Source organism: Winogradskyella epiphytica (assembly GCF_003217215.1).
Lineage (GTDB): Bacteria > Bacteroidota > Bacteroidia > Flavobacteriales > Flavobacteriaceae > Winogradskyella > Winogradskyella epiphytica.
This window is the reverse complement of sequence record NZ_QJTD01000006.1, coordinates 86,810-104,497: the sequence shown is the minus strand read 5'-3', so window position 1 is coordinate 104,497 and position 17,688 is coordinate 86,810. Positions and strand designations below refer to the sequence as shown.

General features: G+C 35.3%; 11 protein-coding genes. 4 read left to right on the top strand and 7 right to left on the bottom strand.

The genetic code is table 11. The features are described 5' to 3' along the window. Positions 1–55: 55 nt before the first annotated feature. On the top strand, positions 56–2,827 hold the full coding sequence (locus tag DFQ11_RS12190; RefSeq protein WP_229791291.1) for an Npt1/Npt2 family nucleotide transporter: 2,772 nt from the start codon (positions 56–58) through the stop codon (positions 2,825–2,827). A gap of 1 nt (position 2,828) precedes the next feature. Here DFQ11_RS12190 and DFQ11_RS12185 read toward each other — a convergent pair whose 3' ends face one another. The 3 genes from DFQ11_RS12185 to DFQ11_RS12175 form a co-directional block, all read right to left on the bottom strand. Beyond that, complete coding sequence (locus DFQ11_RS12185) at positions 2,829–4,142, bottom strand: serine hydrolase (protein ID WP_110476160.1); 1,314 nt, start codon at positions 4,140–4,142, stop codon at positions 2,829–2,831. Next, a complete protein-coding gene (locus tag DFQ11_RS12180; RefSeq protein WP_110476159.1) occupies positions 4,142–7,042 on the bottom strand; it encodes a PEP/pyruvate-binding domain-containing protein in 2,901 nt (966 codons plus the stop codon). The genes DFQ11_RS12185 and DFQ11_RS12180 overlap by 1 nt, the downstream gene beginning before the upstream one ends. A 168-nt stretch (positions 7,043–7,210) precedes the next feature. After that, entirely contained in the window at positions 7,211–8,983 is a 1,773-nt protein-coding gene (locus DFQ11_RS12175) for an ABC transporter ATP-binding protein (RefSeq protein ID WP_110476158.1), read from the bottom strand. A 161-nt stretch (positions 8,984–9,144) separates the two neighbouring features. Between DFQ11_RS12175 and DFQ11_RS12170 the strand changes: the two genes are divergently transcribed. Further along, entirely contained in the window at positions 9,145–10,347 is a 1,203-nt protein-coding gene (locus DFQ11_RS12170) for a multidrug effflux MFS transporter (RefSeq protein WP_110476157.1), read from the top strand. Between the two features lie 220 nt (positions 10,348–10,567). Here DFQ11_RS12170 and DFQ11_RS12165 read toward each other — a convergent pair whose 3' ends face one another. Further along, positions 10,568–11,188, bottom strand: a complete 621-nt coding sequence (locus DFQ11_RS12165) for an L-threonylcarbamoyladenylate synthase (protein ID WP_110476156.1) — start codon at positions 11,186–11,188, stop codon at positions 10,568–10,570. Positions 11,189–11,237: 49 nt separating this feature from the next. On the opposite strand from DFQ11_RS12165, the gene DFQ11_RS12160 reads away from it, so the two are divergent. Next, positions 11,238–12,101 (top strand): alpha/beta hydrolase, encoded by an 864-nt coding sequence (locus DFQ11_RS12160; RefSeq protein ID WP_110476155.1) that lies wholly within the window; start codon positions 11,238–11,240, stop codon positions 12,099–12,101. A gap of 2 nt (positions 12,102–12,103) precedes the next feature. Here the strand turns inward: DFQ11_RS12160 and DFQ11_RS12155 are convergent, their stop codons facing one another. Further along, entirely contained in the window at positions 12,104–14,437 is a 2,334-nt protein-coding gene (locus tag DFQ11_RS12155; RefSeq protein ID WP_110476154.1) for an ATP-dependent helicase, read from the bottom strand. A 99-nt stretch (positions 14,438–14,536) separates the two neighbouring features. Then, positions 14,537–16,105: a hypothetical protein gene (locus DFQ11_RS12150; protein ID WP_110476153.1), complete on the bottom strand. Its 1,569-nt coding sequence runs from the start codon at positions 16,103–16,105 to the stop codon at positions 14,537–14,539. A 155-nt stretch (positions 16,106–16,260) separates the two neighbouring features. Between DFQ11_RS12150 and DFQ11_RS12145 the strand changes: the two genes are divergently transcribed. Continuing rightward, entirely contained in the window at positions 16,261–16,782 is a 522-nt protein-coding gene (locus tag DFQ11_RS12145; protein WP_110476152.1) for a DUF7935 family protein, read from the top strand. A 23-nt stretch (positions 16,783–16,805) separates the two neighbouring features. On the opposite strand, the gene DFQ11_RS12140 is transcribed toward DFQ11_RS12145, so the two are convergent. Next, positions 16,806–17,687 (bottom strand): patatin-like phospholipase family protein, encoded by an 882-nt coding sequence (locus DFQ11_RS12140; protein ID WP_110476151.1) that lies wholly within the window; start codon positions 17,685–17,687, stop codon positions 16,806–16,808. Position 17,688: the final 1 nt, after the last annotated feature.

Genomic DNA, 17,688 nt, shown 5'->3' with positions numbered 1-17,688 from the left:
GTTTTTAAATACAACATTCGGTATAAGAGATGGTGAAATACACATCTCTTTTTTAATGCAAATTTATATCTTTTTGATAATCACCGTTTTACTGATTATCAAACCGATTGTAAATGCGTTATTCTTATCAGAACTTGGAGCAGAACACCTGCCTTTTGGTTATTTATTAGTCGCTCTTATTGCCGTTATCACCACATACTTTTACAATCAATGGGTAAAACGATTTTCATTTCTTAGAGTTACAACCACCTCACTTACTTTTTTCAGCTTAAGTTTTATCACTTTAGCTATAATCATCTTAAGAACCGCCAATTTAAATGATTGGCTCCTCTACCTCTATTATATTGGAGTTTCGTTATTTGCAGTGATTACTACATCACAGTTTTGGATTTTAGCCAATCTTGTGTTTAATACTCGTGAGGCCAAACGATTATTTGGTTTTATAGGTGCTGGTGCCATAGCTGGTGGCGTATTTGGAGGCTATTTAACAAGTATCATTGTCTCTAAATTTGGTAATGCTACGGCCATTATTGTAGCCGCTGCATTGCTTATGGTATGTATTCCAATATTGAGAAAGATTTGGAGTCTTAGAATTAAAAAACTCAACACTTATGTTAGGGCTCAGCGTAAAGATGCCGATAGCGACTCCCATGAACCTGCCATAAGAATCATATCAAAATCACGACATCTTACATATCTAGCTTTGATTACTGGATTAGGTGTAATTGTCGCAAAACTAGTCGATTTTCAATTCAGTGATTTTGCTAATAAAGCCATTCCTGATCCTGATGAATTAGCATCTTTCTTCGGATTTTGGTTTTCATCGTTTAACGTTATTGCCCTAGCTCTTCAATTGTTTTTAACTAACAGAGTGCTTAGTAAACTCGGCGTTTCAAGTACCTTATTAATCTTACCCTTGGGATTAGCCTTAGGAAGCTTACTATTCCTAACATTCCCAGAACTTTGGGTTTTAATTATCATTAAAGGTATCGATGGCAGTTTTAAACAATCCTTAAATAAAGCGGCCGTAGAATTATCTATAATGCCAATTCCTTTTCAGATAAAAAACCAAGCAAAGTCCTTTATAGACGTAGCGGTAGATAGTATAGCTACAGGATTAGCTGGCTTAATGCTGCTCCTCTTTGTAAAACGTTTAGACCTTCCATCCACTTATATTACAATTATAGTATTGCTGCTTACCTTCATCTGGATTATTCTCATATATAAATTACGTGAAGCTTACTTCAATTCTTTTAGACAAAATATTCAAAGAAATCTGAATGTAAATGGTATTCAAACGGATAAAATGAGAAAAGAGAGGACTTTAGAGCTTACAAGAAAAGTGCTACAATCAGATAATGAAAAAGACATTTTATCCGTTCTAGATCGCTTCAGTCTTTATAAAATAAAATCCTTACGTCCTGAAATTATTAGACTTTTAGATTTCCCTTCAAACAAAGTAAAATCTGAAGTCATTAAACAACTCTATATTCATGATAAAGGTGCGGCTATTGATAAAATAAGACCCTATATTAATTCTAGCGACGATCAATTAGTACATGTCGCTTTAAGTTATGTTTTAGAACATTCTAATGTTTCACAAAACGATTTCTTTACGGAATATTTAGACCATAAAGATCCTTTTATCTCAAGTGCTGCACTATTATGTCTATCGGAAGAGATTCGTGATAACGAAAGTTTAGGACGTCGTTTTCAACTTAAAGACAGAATTGAACGAAGACTGAAAGAACTATCAAACGAAAATAGCGAAGAAAGAAAAGCAGACATTGCGAAGTTATTATTAACTATTGGAAACTCTAATTACGAAACCTATTATACATACATTGACAAACACCTTCAAAACACAAATCCATATATTGTAAAGCACGCCATTAAAGCTGCTGGTATTACCTCACACGAAAGGTACAGCAAAGTGCTAATCGATTTCTTAGCTCAGAAAAAATTTAGAAAAGCAGCCATTAAAGCACTAAAAAACTACAGTACTAGCCTCACCAAAACGATAATTGAATTAGAAGAGAGTGACGAATTAAATAATGCAGCTAAACGCTATTTACCTTTGTTGATTCGATCGTTTAATAATCAAAGATCCGTTAAAGTATTGATGGGATTCCTTAAAAGTAAAGATGTTAATACACGATTTGAAGCGACTAAAGCATTGATCAAATTGAAAACAAATAATGACACCTTATACTTTAGTAAAAGACGATTAAAGAAGGAAATTGTTCGAGAATGCAGATACGGAAAAGAATCTCTAGACGCCTTAGCTTCTATGCGAGCCATTGTAAATTCTGAAATAGATAAAGGCTTTCCAGAAAATCAAAAAAATGATATTCTAAGCGCTAGAAATAGTATTATCGCTGTATTGGATGAACAACTACACACCAGTTTGAAGTCTATCTTTAAATTATTAAGTCTGCTCTATGACGAAACTGATATTAAAGTGAGCTATTCCGGACTCATTAGTGATGTTAAAGAAGCTCAAGTCAATGCGTTGGAGTTCTTAGACAATCTTTTACAGAGCCAAATTAAAACTCAGATTTTACCTATTATAGAATATTATAGCGTCGACGAAGACAAACCTCTAACTAAAACCTCTTTAGAGCTCACTATATTAAGTGAACAGGTATTATTGCGAAACTTACTTAAAAGGCGTAGTAAACGTATGAAATTAGAAGTGCTTCAACTTATAAGAGCACTTAACGACAGCTCCTATATAGCTTTAGTAAAATCGCAAATCATTCACAAAAATAAAGACGTAAGCACCTATGCTTTAGAGACTTTACGCTTGCTCAATGTAAAGCGATAATTTAACCATCATTACCAGTGTCCTCATCATCTTTATAAGGCACTTCTTTCACTTCAGGCTTTGAATTGTCTTGAGTAATTAAGTCGTCTATTTTACTCGCTAAATACATATGCGCTCCTGCCGAATTTCGGTTGAGTACATTAGTCATAAGACAAACAATATACTTTACACCATCATCGTGTTCAACCGTTATTACAGAATTCATATAATTAAATACATTCCCAGCGTAAGCACTACAATTAGGATTCTTTACTCGATCGCATTTATAATAACTTCCCGATTTGAAATAAACAGCGGCACTGTCTAAGCGTGGCGACTTAGCATATCTAATTCTTCTATCGGTAAGATACATCAGACGTTTCATTTCTAAACTAGAATTTTCGTCTACTGCTGTTCCTTGTTCTATACGCACCAAATACTTCATAAGTCCTTTTGGTGTTCCTATGCTTCCACCTTTACGTCCTACATACTTTTCCGGTCCTCTAGTAAACATACCACCTAGCCTCCATTCGTCTTCAGTGATGCCCAGCTCCCTTAATGGATCATTTACCACACTATGCGCCAAATTAGTTAAAGAGTCCTTTGGAGTTTCTTTAAAATAGGTTTCAGCTTGTTTTTCAGTGATGTTTACATATTCAGGCCCAAATGCAGCCATTAAAATCGCTTCTCTAAACATGACGCTTGCGGCTCCGTTATTACTCACAGAAACCATATGATCTAACCATTCGTAAAGTGAAAATTCATCACTAGCTACAACTTGACGCTTCACCAACTTATCCTTTTCAATATCGTAAATAGGCACTGTATGATGATCTCCCGTTCCCCAATATCTGGAAGGCACTCTAATATCTTTAAGATACATCACACGATCTTCCCAAGAATCTGGACAAATCTTTGCCATTTGATAAAACACCGCATTAAGCACAGCTAACTTTCCAACACTTCCTGGCTGGTAACCTACATTTTCTCTATACTCAGCATATTTTAAATCATCAGGATTAGACATATCTAAAACAGCTGCAGAATAAGCGCCGTTAGGAAAAAGACTTTTAATACGTTTAGCAAAGTCATTATCCTCCACTAATATTTGATCCATACTATCTTTAACCGAAGTTAGATTGAGCTTAATGTCTTCTAACTTTTTATAAGCTCCAAATGGAATTCTTTTATAAAGCACACTGTCTTCCACAAATTTTTGAATTTGATACAATCGCTTAATACCTGTACGCTTAAAACCATCTATGGGATACATGGTGGTGAATCCAAACGAAATTGAAATGGCGACAACAGCCAATATGATGTATACTTTTCTCATTATAATTTTGTTTTACGATTAACAGCTTGCTTTAAATCAATCTGTGGTGCTATAGAGGCTAAATACTCAGAACTCTTAGCACTTTTATTTTCAACAAAAGGACGGATTTGAAATAACCATAACTTATTATCCTGAAATCCAAACTCCACATCATAAGCCTGCGATTTTGAAGTCGACTCAGGATCCATTTTATCCCTTACCTTCTTTGCCATGGCTTTAGTATCTTCAATATTCTGAGCATTAAGAATTGGAGAGTCAAATCCAGTTTCATACTTTTTAGTTCCACCAGTTTTAGGTAAACGAATATAATCAGGTTGACGTGCAGGCGTTAATAACTGTGTGTAGGTTTTAGTGATTAATCGTGTTTCTGCCGATTGACCATCTACGGCTCCACCTGCGCCACGACTAAAAGCTACGGTTAAATCGTCATCATTTCCTGAATTAATACCTTTTGTAATCATAACTCCAGAATAGTCCACATCTACACTTGGAATAATTAAAATTGAAGGGAATACATTTTCCGGATTCGATAAATATTTCTGTCTCCACTTAAAGCTTCGTTCTGTATATGCTGAAGCCCAAACACGCTTTATTCCATTCAATATTTCGTCTTCTTTTAAAATGTTGAAAAGTGTAAGATTCAATCCAGCCCCTGTAAATTCCTTTAAGTCTTCCATATTCGTATCACTTCTTAAAAACACAGGCTCGTTTCCAAGTGAATTTCCAAAAGTGGACTTGAATTGTTTTTTTAAGTCTGAAACAAATTCGGCCTGTAAAGGAATATTAATTATAGCTTTATGTAAGTGATCTAAGGCGGCTAATTGAAAGGCTTCAACTTCAGACTCACTTGAACCATCCGCTTGCATTTGCTTCGCTTTGTTAAAAGTGTCGTTGAGATAGGTCCAATACGACTTAGATTGATTTGGCATTGGCTGATCCATATGTGCTCTAAATATTCCAAAAGGAATGATTAAACCTTCCACCACATTCTCTGGAAACATTTTTTTAAGTTCTCCTAAATTCGCCGCTTTTGGACCACAGAACTTACCAGAATCATTAGCATCTACATCACGCATATTAATCACATTCGTTTTATCTAATTGAATCTGATCTACAGGAACTTCAACGATGTTCTTACTGCGTTCTTGTTTACTGAACAACTCCTTTTCTAAGGTCGACATATCATCAGAGGTTTTTACTACTAAATTTCCTTTATTAGAAACCGCATAAAATACCTTCTTTCCATGGTAAGACTTTAAGTCTTTTAGGTTATCATAAGACAAAGCCGCATTCGGGATGCCTAAGTTTCTAGCTAATAATTGTACGTGTGATACTAAATTACCTTCAGAAACAGTCATAATTCCTGCAACTGGTTTTAAATCGGCAGGCGGTCTTTCAAATACATAAATTTTCTTCGAATCGACTTCAATCTCATCCGGGTTGCCATCAACCACCACTAATTCTCCAAAAGCATAACCTGGGTTTAAACCTCTAAAGCTAGAGGCGTTCTTCAAGTTAAGAACAGCATTATTTAAATTCGTGATATCAGCGAAAAAACTTCCTAATCGACTTACGGCTTCACCTAAACTCAAAGCCACGCTACTTCTCACTCTATCGTCAATAAACCCATAAGCCAAAGGCTCAAAGGCAGTATAAGTATTTACCACATCGATATAGTTAGCTTTTGCCATGGCTGCACTCCACTCTACGACACTGCGTGAAATTGTTAGAAATTCAGATAATTTTTCAACATTTAAATCCTCCGACGTGTAAATGTCTACTAATTGAGTTTCTATAGCATTGTATTCCCAATCTTCAATTAATCCTGTGCCGTTGGCTGCACAAACCAAAGTCATAATTTTATATAAATTCCCTTGAAGATTTTCGGGTTGCCATTCTTGTGCTTTTGTCAATAAATAATGCTCTAAGTCGTTCGATATATCTAAAACTTCCAACCTGTTTTTTGAAGAGGAATACGAGGTAAGTCCAGATCGAATAGCATGTAACGCTTCCGTAATATTAGGAATGATAACTGTAGGTCTCGTGTCTTTATTTGACGTGATGAAATCTAATAAATGTTCCGTAACAGCATTAGATTTTGGAAGCTTATTGATTCGCTCTTCAAATTTCGAAATATCTAAAGGCGCATAATTGGCCTTCATCGTCTGAATTAACTCGTCAAAATCCTTTTGAAGTTCCTCTGATAATTTATATTTATGATGGCTATAAAATTGTTCAACTTTAGAAACATCTGAAGCTTCCGGCTGACCGTGAATTTTAATTCTTAAATCCATAAAGGCCGTATAATCTTCTGAAATCACCTTCGATTGGCTTCTCATTAATTGTGCAATATTTGTATCACCGTTATGTGGAATATCCTTTAATGCCTGCTTAATTAAATAGTAGTTGCTGTGAATAAATTCGTCATTCTTTAACACAGTTTCAAAAAATGTTCTTCCCCAAGCTTCTTCGTCTTCAGACTGAAGCGCTCCTCTGTAAAATTGCCCCTTTCTTAAAATCCAACCGTCATCGACACTCGCTAAGTATTTATTGAGTTGGTATTGCTTTAGTCTATTATAATTATCGTCTTTATTCAGAAAAGCCTTAATATCGTTTGAAGCTAATATTTCAGCAAAATACAATTGATTCGTCTTTCTTAAATTTAAAGCTGAAGTTTTAAATGTTGCATGTTGAATGCCGCCTCCAATATTATCAGGACATGGATCTTTTGGCTCTCTTACACTGCCATCCTTACAAAACCACTTGATACGATGGTAAGGTCCTCTGATGTCTTCTTTATAAGATTCAATCAATGAAGAAATTTGAGAATTAGATAACTTTTGGGCAGATAAACTTTGAAATAAAAATAAGCTAAAAATTAAGCAAATAAAGGTTTTCATTTTGAAATGAGGTTTAGTAAAAACAAATGTATCTTTTTTAAGTTTTTTAAAATCAATTTGATACGTAATTTAATCTATTGCGTTAACATTTAAATCATTCGAAGACAAAAATGCCATGTTCAATAGTTAAAAATGAGAAATTTATTAAAATTGAAGTTTTTTAAACTTCTATATTTTCGCTTGATAGGTGTATAAATCGTAGTAACGTCCTTTTAGATTTAACAATTCATCATGAGTCCCTCGTTCTGCAATACGACCTGATTCTATAACTAAAATTTGATCGGCTCTTTTAATGGTACTTAATCGGTGAGCAATAACAATGGTTGTTCTATCATTGGTAAGTTCCGATAAACTCTTTTGAATCATGCCTTCACTCTCTGTATCTAAATTGGAGGTCGCTTCGTCTAAAATGATGATTCTTGGATCGGCTAAAATTGCTCTTGCAATAGCGATTCTTTGACGTTGTCCTCCTGAAAGTTTTACACCTCGTTCGCCAATTAAAGTTTCTAAACCATCTTCAAAACGATCTGTAAACTCATTCACATAAGCGGCTTTTACAGCATGTTGAAGTTGTTCTTCAGTCGCATGAGGTCGCGGAAACATAATGTTTTCTCTTATGCTGCCTTCAAACAGAAACTCATCTTGTAAAACCACACCAAGATTTTGCCTGAAACTACTCAACTTCACCTTAGATAAATCATGACCATCAATGGTAATTTGTCCGGATTGCGGATTTAAAAATGTAGCAGATAAGCCCGCAATGGTCGACTTCCCAGAACCTGAACTTCCAACCAAGGCCGTTACTGAACCTGATGGTGCTTCAAAATCTATATGGTGAAGAATAGGTTTCCCTTCTTCATATTCAAATGACACATCCTTGAATTTAATATCGCCCTTTACCTTTTCTAATTCTATTGTTCGATCTTCTTGTTCATCTTCAGCGGCAATATTCATTAATTCTTCTGTACGATCTAATCCTGCTAAAGCTTCGGTTAACTGACTACCAATATTGCTCATCTGAACAATTGGCGCAATCATAAAACCTAAAATCAGTGTAAAGAATAAAAATTCACCTGTGGTCATACTGCCATCAATCATATAATACCCACCAATTCCCATAATACCTGTAGTGGCTACACCAATTAAGAAGGTTGAAGAACTGGTCATTAAAGCCGTTGCTGTTAAGCTCTTTTTTACATTTTGAAACAAGCGCTCAACACCTACTTCGAAGGTTTTATTTTCTTGATCTTCGGCATTAAAAGCTTTAATCACACGAACGCCTGCCAGTGTTTCTGTTAAACGCCCTGTAACCTCAGCATTAATTTTTCCTCGGTTTCTAAAAACAGGTCGAATATATTTAAATGCTTTTAAAGCAACTATTCCGAATAATGATAAGGGCACAAATACGAATAAAGTCATCCATGCATTTAGCTTTATTAAAATAATCAAAGAGACAATGGCAGTAAAAGAGCCACCTACAAGCTGCACCAAACCTGTTCCTATTAAATTACGAACACCTTCTACATCAGTCATAATACGAGAAACAAGTGCTCCTGATTTGGTGCTATCAAAAAAGCTTATCGGTAAGGACAAAACTTTCTTCTGTACTTGAGCTCTTAACTCTGAGATGAGATACTGGGCTTGTACACTTAAAATTCGTGTCAATAAAAACGAGGTGACAGACTGAACCAATATCGCCGTGAGGACAATTCCTATAAGCATATAAAGGCCATCAACATCTTTATTTGGGACTACATCATCTAAAAGCACCTTTGATTGCCATGGTAGAATTAATCCAGACAGACTGCGAATTACAATAAGAATTAAACCAATAAAGACTAACTTTCGTCGTGGCCAAATAATGGTTTTAAAAGCACTCGCCATAGTCACTTTTGGTTTTCTTTTTTTGGAATCTTTAGGACGGTCTTTTAAATGCTGCATGTCGTTTTGTTTTCTACAAATATACGTCCTAAGTGCTTGGAATATCGTATTAATAAATGATTAGCTTTTTAGTTGCTTCGTACAAATTTAATTAAGAAGATTCTCATTATTTAGCGCGTATCCTCTTCCTCTTTCTTTAATAATTAAACTATTTTTGCGCCATGCAAAATCAAAAACGTTCTCAATTAGAATTTGTAACCTTAATGGCAGCCTTAATGTCTATTGTGGCACTTTCCATTGATGCAGTTTTGCCTGCTTTACCGGAAATCGGTGACTATCTCAACAGCTTAGGTGACACCGAGAACCAAAAACTTATAACAGCAATTTTCTTAGGTTTAGGTTTTGGACAATTGGTATTTGGCCCCTTATCAGATAGTTTTGGGCGAAAGCCAATGGTCTATTTCGGATTTGGAGTTTTTGTACTGGCATCTATTATCTGTATCACGACAAAAAACTTTGAAGTCATGCTTTTCGGTCGTGTTTTACAAGGCGTTGGTCTTTCTTCCCCACGAACTATGAGTGTAGCTATAGTAAGAGACTCCTTTAGCGGAGACCATATGGCAAAAGTACTTTCAATTGTAACCATGACCTTTATTTTAGTACCTGTTATTGCCCCTATGTTAGGTCAGTTTTTGCTCATCCATTTCGGCTGGAAGTCCATTTTCACCGTTAACTTAGCCTTTGGCCTTTTAATAATTATATGGTTTTGGAGGCGACAACCGGAAACACTTAAGGACGATCATCAAAAGTCGTTTAGACTTTCGTTATTCCTTTCTGGAGCAGTGACATTTTTCAGATTAAAATCTTCTGTGATTTACACCTTATTGTCCGGTTTAGCAACGGGTTCTTTTATGGTGTATTTAAGTACCTCACAGCAAATATTCCAAGTGCAATACGACCTAGGCGAGTACTTCCCATATATTTTTGCGAGTTTAGCCGTAACCATTGGTTTGGCTACCTTTTTAAACAGTGCAATTGTGATGCGCTTTGGAATGTGGAATTTGGTGAATATCGCCTTATTATCATTTGTAACTATCTCCTTAATCTATGTCGTACTATTTTGGTCAGGCGTAAACCCTCCTATTGAAGTATTGATGGCATTTCTAATGCTGCAATTTACTAGTATAGCTTTCTTATTTGGAAACTACAGAGCTTTGGCTATGCAGCCTATGGGTCATATTGCAGGTATTGGGTCTGCCTTAAACGGATTTATTTCAACAGTAATGGCCGTACCAATTGCTAACTATATAGGAAGTTTTGTAACAACATCTGTTTTACCACTATTTATAGGTTTTCTTATTACAGGTGTGATTGCCTTGATCTTATTCTATAGTGTAAAAAAACCAATTCGAATTAAGGCTTAAAAACCATACCTAATCGTTTATAATAAGAAAAGAGAATGTTCATTCTAAGGCCATAGTGACTCCGAAGTGACTCCGTATTGACTCCGTACTGACTCCGAATACATTGAATTGATAAAACTTAGATATAAAACATCAAAAACTCATCTTATTTCTAAAGATCAAGATGGTTAATTGAAATAATGAAGAAACCAGAATGATACCTAATAGACGTACAGAAAGGTTAGAAAATCTCCAAACTCCCTTTCCCTTCTCTAACCACAATAGGCTCGTCTTCAGATAAATCGATAACAGTTGAAGCTTCATTATCACCATAACCTCCATCAATAACTAAATCTACAAGATTATCCCACTTCTCAAGAATTAATTCGGGATCAGTGGTATACTCTAAAACATCATCCTCATCTCTTATAGAGGTAGAAACAATTGGATTTCCTAAGCCAGCGACTAAAGCTAAGGCAATAGAATTATCTGGAACTCTAATACCTACAGTTTTACGTTTTTTGAAGGGGTTAGGCAAGTTTTTAGAACCCGGTAAAATAAAGGTATACGGACCAGGTAAGGCACGTTTTAAAATTTTAAAGGTAGTGGTATCAATTTGCTTTACATAGTCACTAAGATTGCTTAAATCCTCACAAACAAATGAAAAGTTAGACTTTTCAAGCTTAACGCCTTTAATTTGTGCAATACGCTCTAATGCTTTAATATTCGTAATATCACAGCCCAAACCATAAACAGTATCTGTTGGATAGATTATTAATCCACCATTTTTTAATACCTTCACTACTTTCTGAATCGCTTTTGGATTCGGGTTTTCCGGATATATCTTTAAAAATTCAGCCATAATAAATACCTTTCAAATACGTTTATACAAAGTAACTATAATTTTCAATATGAACCATCTAAAATCAATTTTCCTCTTTTTTCTTTCAATTTCAGTAGTCGTTTCTTGTTCATCGGATGATTCTGGTGACAATGGCCCTATGGTTCTAAACCCTCTAGAAGCGCATGAACAATTGAACATTTCTTATGGTGAAGATAACGATCAGGTTTTCGACTTATACCTACCAGCCAATCGAACTGTTGCAACTAAAACAGTGCTATTAGTACATGGTGGCGGATGGACTACTGGAGACAAATCCGATATGAACGGCTTTAAAGAATATATAAAGGAAAACATGCCAGATTATGCTGTAGTTAATATCAATTACCGTTTAGCTGATGAAGAAAATCAACCTTACCCTATGCAAATTGATGATATTACGAGCGTTGTAAATCACCTTCAAGAGCAACAAGATTATTATACTATTTCTAACACATTAGGTTTTGTAGGTGTTAGTGCAGGTGCTCATTTATCATTATTATGGAGTTATGCATTTGATGTGAACCATCAAGTAAATATGGTTTGTAGTGTAGTAGGCCCAACAAACTTTACTGATCCTGCCTATTTAGAAAACAACAATCCTTTACTACAAGAGCTTTTAGACACCTTTGGAATTGATACAACAACTGAATTTCTTGAAGAGGTAAGCCCTTATCACAGAGTAAGCGCATCAGCACCTCCAACCATATTATTTTATGGAGGTCAAGATCCGTTAATTCCAACAACTCAGGGTACCATGATGCGTGATAAATTAGCAGAGCTAAATATAACTCACGAATTCACCCTGTACCCTAATGAAGGTCATGGATGGCTTGGACTCAACTTACTAGATACGACTATTAAGCTACAAGCCTTTATAGAAACACATTTGTAAACTTACTTAGTTCTTAAAATTTCAAGTTTTGCAAAACGAAGAAGTAGTTTCTTAGTAGCACCATTTTGAAATTTGATTTCAGCTTTAATATCACCACCAGAACCTTCAATTTTCATTACTTCTCCTCTACCAAAACGTTGATGGTTCACAGTATCTCCAACGACTAATTTGGTGTCGAAAGAACTTGGAGCCTTTTCCGTTTTAGAAACAGGTTTTAATTTCTTAGGGGTACTAATTTGAAATTTCTCTGGCTGTTTTTTAGGTTCCTTCTTTTTGATTTTAGCCGTTTTTGGTTTAGCAAATCGCACTCTATTAGGCTCTACATCATCAAATATTGAAGGGTCTAACATCGGATTAAAACGCTCCTTTAAAGGAGTCGTAATATCTACAAACTGCTCGTCTATTTCTTCAATAAATCGGCTTGGCTCTGCATCTATCAATTTACCCCAACGGTAACGAGAAAGCGTATAAGTTAAATAGGCTTGTTTTTCAGCTCTTGTTAGAGCAACGTAAAACAAACGGCGTTCCTCTTCGAGCTCACTACGTGTATTCATACTCATGGCACTTGGGAATAAATCCTCTTCCATACCTACAATAAACACGTGTCCGAACTCCAAACCTTTAGCCAAGTGAATGGTCATTAACGCCACATGATCCGGATCGCCTTTATCGGCATCCATATCTGTTGCTAAGGCAACATCTTCTAAAAATTCAGCTAAAGAATCTCCTGCATCGGCTAACTCCATTTGTCCTTCAACAAAATCTTTAATACCATTCAGTAATTCTTGAACGTTATCCATACGTGTCACCCCTTCAGGAGTTCCATCTTTGTTTAATTCTCTAATTAAACCTGAGGTTTTAGTGACATGTTCAGCTAAATCAAAAGCGTTAGCTGTTTGATTCATCACCTTGTAGCTTTCAATAAGCGTTACGAAGTCTCTAAGTTTATTTTTAGTTCCGTTATTAATGTTTATAGGCACGGAATCGATGTCTTTTATAACATCGTAAATGGTCTTTCCTGTCTGATTTGCGGCAACGATCAACCTATCTATAGTTGTCTGACCGATTCCTCTTCCAGGATAGTTAATCACACGTTTTAAAGCTTCTTCATCAGCTGAATTCAGAATTAAACGCAAATAAGCTGTAACGTCCTTAATTTCTTTTCTTTGGTAGAATGATAAACCTCCATAAATACGATATGGAATATCTCGTTTTCTTAAGGCATCTTCAATAGCCCTCGATTGGGCATTCGTTCTATATAAAACAGCAAAGTCATTATTATTAAGCTGCTGATTCATTTTAGTTTCCCAAATGGTACTTGCTACATACCTACCTTCATCACCATCGGTTAACGCTCTATGAACAATCACTTTTTCACCAACATCATTGGCTGTCCAAACGACTTTATCAAGTTTGGTTTTGTTATGTTCAATAACTGAGTTTGCAGCACCAACAATATTTTTGGTAGAACGATAATTCTGTTCTAAGCGATACATTTTTACATTATCGTAATCCTTTTGGAAATTCAAAATATTATTGATGTTTGCACCACGGAAAGCATAGATACTTTGAGCATCATCACCTACCACACAAATATTCTGAAAACGATCTGCTAAAGCTCTAACAATTAAATATTGTGAATGGTTGGTATCTTGGTACTCATCAACTAAGATATAGCGGAACTTATCTTGATATTGCGCTAGAACATTTGGAAAACGCGTTAATAACTCATTTGTTCGAAGCAATAAATCATCAAAATCCATAGCGCCAGCTTTAAAACAGCGGTCTACATATTCTTTATAAATCTCCCCCATTCTTGGTCGCCTTGCCATAGCATCAGCTTCCATAAGTTCCGGGTTTTTGAAGTAAGCCTTTACCGTAATTAAACTGTTCTTATAAGATGAGATTCGACTATAAACCTGCTTAGTCTTATAAATATCTTTATCGAGTCCCATTTCTTTAATAATGGAACCCATTAATTTTTGAGAATCTTGTGTATCGTAGATTGTGAAATTGCTCGGAAAGCCTAAATGATGCCCTTCAAAACGTAAAATCTTTGCAAATACCGAGTGAAAGGTGCCCATCCACAAGTTTTTTGCCTCACCATCGCCAACAATTTGAGCGATTCTCTCTTTCATTTCTTTCGCGGCCTTATTGGTAAAGGTCAAGGCTAAAATATTAAAAGAGTCCACTCCTTTGCTCATCAAATAAGCAATGCGATATGTAAGAACTCGTGTTTTACCAGAACCGGCACCAGCAATGATGATCATTGGGCCATTTACCTGAATTGTAGGTGCTAATTGTGCTTCGTTAAGCTGACTAAGATACTTTTCCAAACTATAAATTTTTGAAGCTGTGAAATTACGGATAGTCTTTATGTTTACCTCATTGAAATGCGATAAATTATAAACAATGTATTAAGAGTCTTATTAAGTTTAACCTGCTTTTTCTCCATTTCCAGCCATTGCAGATAGAAGTCCATCTTTGATATTGAGCCAGATGAAATTGAAAACAGATTTAGTAGGATCACGTTCAACATTTTCCGACTGACCATAACGGTAACTTCTTTGGTCGTCCTCACTATCTTTCGAAACAAATAGATTGACTAAAGTTGATAAGAATTTATTTTTTTCTTTGCCTTCTTTCTTTAGAATGGAGATTTCAAAATCTTCATATTTTACCTTTAAATCGATACGAGACCTGTTTGGGGCTCCACTAATCGTGAAATATGTTTGGTTGAGCTCCCCATTTAAATCAACATTAAGATTAGGCTGGGTAAATTGATCCATTACGGTAGCATTCAATAACCCTATGTCCGCTTTAAAGGTAAACTGATCGGTTGAATCTGCCACTTTAAAATTCCAATGCACTTCCAATGGTGAGTTTTTCATGAAAGTAGAATTGACCTTAATTGAGGTTTCCTCCTCTCCGAAGGTGTTTCCTAGATTGGTAATCGTCGCATTCATATTTGTAAAGTCTAGACGCCCTGCTTGATTTTCTGCATTCACTTTTTCTAAATATGAAATACTTCCATCTGTTATTTCAATGGATTTGAGACCTAAGTTAAGATCTAATTCCCTTAGCATTTTTCCGTAAAGTGCTTTTTTTGTTAAATCATCGGCTACTAACTTATCCCTATAAATTTCTGATGTTGGAGAGATTAGTTGAACCTTATTTGAAGTCAGATAAAATTTCTTATTTGAATCGAAACCATAATCTAAATCCCGTAGCTTTATTTCTTCAACTTTTAAATCGAAATGATCTCGCTCCTTAGGTAAAAGTGCTGAATATTCAGATCTACTATACTTAGTTTTATACTGAAAGTCTTCGACCTTAAGCTCAGAATTCGTTAAATAAATCGTATTTGCATAGATATCATCATAGGTATTGCTTGCCCATTTTACATTTCTAGCCTGTACGTTTAGGTCATCGTATCGAATTTTCTTGTTTGACTTTGATGACTTAGAATTAATTTTAAGATCTGATATACCAACATTCAACTTAGGTATGCTTAATAGCAATGAATCCGTATCATAATCTGATATTAGAATATCGGCATCCTTGATGGAAAGTTTTTCTATATCGATAATACGTTTGATCTTGTCTAGGAAACCCGATTGATAATCGTCTTTTTTAACATGAGGATTATGCAAATATTTGAGAATAGGCTTAATGATATTAAATTCCTCAATAGAGATTTTATCATTAACAAGCAAATTCCAATAACTAATATCATCTATTTCAATCGCTTTTAAGGTCGCTTCAAGGATGTTTTTTCCTGTCGTTTGTCCTGTAATCTTTATAACAGGGTCTTTCAATGTCATCTTAGCAGTCCACACCGAAACCTCTACTTCTGAATAGTCAACAGAAACAGATGAAGGCAAATTTTCAATAGCTGTGGTTACTTTTCCTTCTATAACTCGATTCGCTATATACGTTGATATAATAAGTACCAGTATTATTATTGCAATCGCAATACCAATTTTCTTATAGTTTTGCTTCATAATTTAATTGCTAATATTTCAGTTAAGGGCGAACAAAATATTTTTAGACTCTTTAAAATAGATTAACTTTGCGGCTTCCAAATGCCAAATTACTCTTACTAAGATAAGTAACTTGGCGGTAATCATTATAATATTAACTCATAAACGTCATCTCCATGGATATTGATCAAATAATTCAACTACTCTTTAACTTAGCTCCTACGTTAGTTGTTGGTGTAATTGCCTATTACTTTTTCAAGCAGCATATAGTGAATGAAAATAACAGAAGACGTTTTATGATTCAACAAGATTTACAGAAAAACGCCTTTCCTTTACGATTACAAGCCTATGAGCGTATGACTCTTTTTTTGGAACGTATTTCCCCTTCAAAACTTCTCACAAGAGTCAACCCAATATCTTCAAGCAAAGAAGACTACGAAGCGTTACTTATAGCAAATATTGAACAAGAGTTTGAGCACAATCTAGCACAACAAATCTATGTTAGCGATCAATGTTGGTCTATAACTCAGGCTGCAAAAAATGCAACCATTCAAATGATCCGTAAAGCGACATCTCAAGAAGATACAGATACAGCAAACAAGCTTCGCGAAGTGGTTTTAAAGGAGTTAATGAATAAACCAGCACCTAGCAATGCTGCTTTAGCTTTTATAAAACAAGAAGTTAGTGAGATGTGGTAAAGACTAAAATATAGTTTTGCACTCTACACGTCTCTACTTTTAGCATATTCGAAACCCTCTTTCCACCATTTGGTCATTAAACGCTTGGAGAAAATCAAAGAATTCTCAGTGAGACTTGTCGGCGTATAATACAGGTTTAACTTGACATTTCTATTCTTAGCCGCCAGTTTACCTATGACAATATCATTGCGTTCAACTTGATTAAGCAAATGCCCAAATAAACTAATCATTAACGAGAAAGGGTTCTTACCTAACACCTTCTGCTTTCCCAGAGTTTCAGCCTCTAATATAATAGCATCGACCTCAGTGGCTCCACGACGAATAGCCTCTCGGATTGGAATCACACTTCCTAAACCACCATCAGCATATTCATAACCATCAACTTTAGCTAATGACATGAAAGGGATGTAATTACAAGAAATCCATATCCAATTACAAAATTCATCATAAGAACACTCTTGTATCGACTTATATTCCACACGATTCATAGACAAATTAGAAACGGTAACCACAACATCATGCTTTTCTCTCTTAATCTGCTCGTATTCCTCACGAGTTACATTTTTCCTGATATTTCTACGCAGCGCTTTACTTTCACCAAAGGTTCGTTTTCGCCTTATAAATTGCCAAAGCGAATTAACAAAATCAATAGACACATATTCCCTATCTCCTTTTTTACGTTGCACAAATGGACTAACACTAAAAATATCATGTTGCTGTACATTAGTAAAGATATTATGGAGTTTATCTATTTTATTCACAGCTAAATGTGGAACCAAAAGACTTCCGGTAGAAGTCCCCAGAAACATATCGTATTCACGTTTTTTATTTTCAATCAGATATTGAGCCACACCACCTGCAAAAGCTCCTTTACTACCACCTCCTGATATCACTAGTGCTCTCATC

Coding starts and splice junctions, on each gene's coding strand:
- DFQ11_RS12160 (WP_110476155.1), top strand. CDS start 11,238: ATGAACCATCTAAAATCAATTTTCCTCTTTTTTCTTTCAATTTCAGTA.
- DFQ11_RS12145 (WP_110476152.1), top strand. CDS start 16,261: ATGGATATTGATCAAATAATTCAACTACTCTTTAACTTAGCTCCTACG.
- DFQ11_RS12140 (WP_110476151.1), bottom strand. CDS start 17,687: ATGAGAGCACTAGTGATATCAGGAGGTGGTAGTAAAGGAGCTTTTGCA.
- DFQ11_RS12190 (WP_229791291.1), top strand. CDS start 56: ATGCAAATTTATATCTTTTTGATAATCACCGTTTTACTGATTATCAAA.
- DFQ11_RS12150 (WP_110476153.1), bottom strand. CDS start 16,105: ATGAAGCAAAACTATAAGAAAATTGGTATTGCGATTGCAATAATAATA.
- DFQ11_RS12185 (WP_110476160.1), bottom strand. CDS start 4,142: ATGAGAAAAGTATACATCATATTGGCTGTTGTCGCCATTTCAATTTCG.
- DFQ11_RS12175 (WP_110476158.1), bottom strand. CDS start 8,983: ATGCAGCATTTAAAAGACCGTCCTAAAGATTCCAAAAAAAGAAAACCA.
- DFQ11_RS12170 (WP_110476157.1), top strand. CDS start 9,145: ATGCAAAATCAAAAACGTTCTCAATTAGAATTTGTAACCTTAATGGCA.
- DFQ11_RS12180 (WP_110476159.1), bottom strand. CDS start 7,042: ATGAAAACCTTTATTTGCTTAATTTTTAGCTTATTTTTATTTCAAAGT.
- DFQ11_RS12165 (WP_110476156.1), bottom strand. CDS start 11,188: ATGGCTGAATTTTTAAAGATATATCCGGAAAACCCGAATCCAAAAGCG.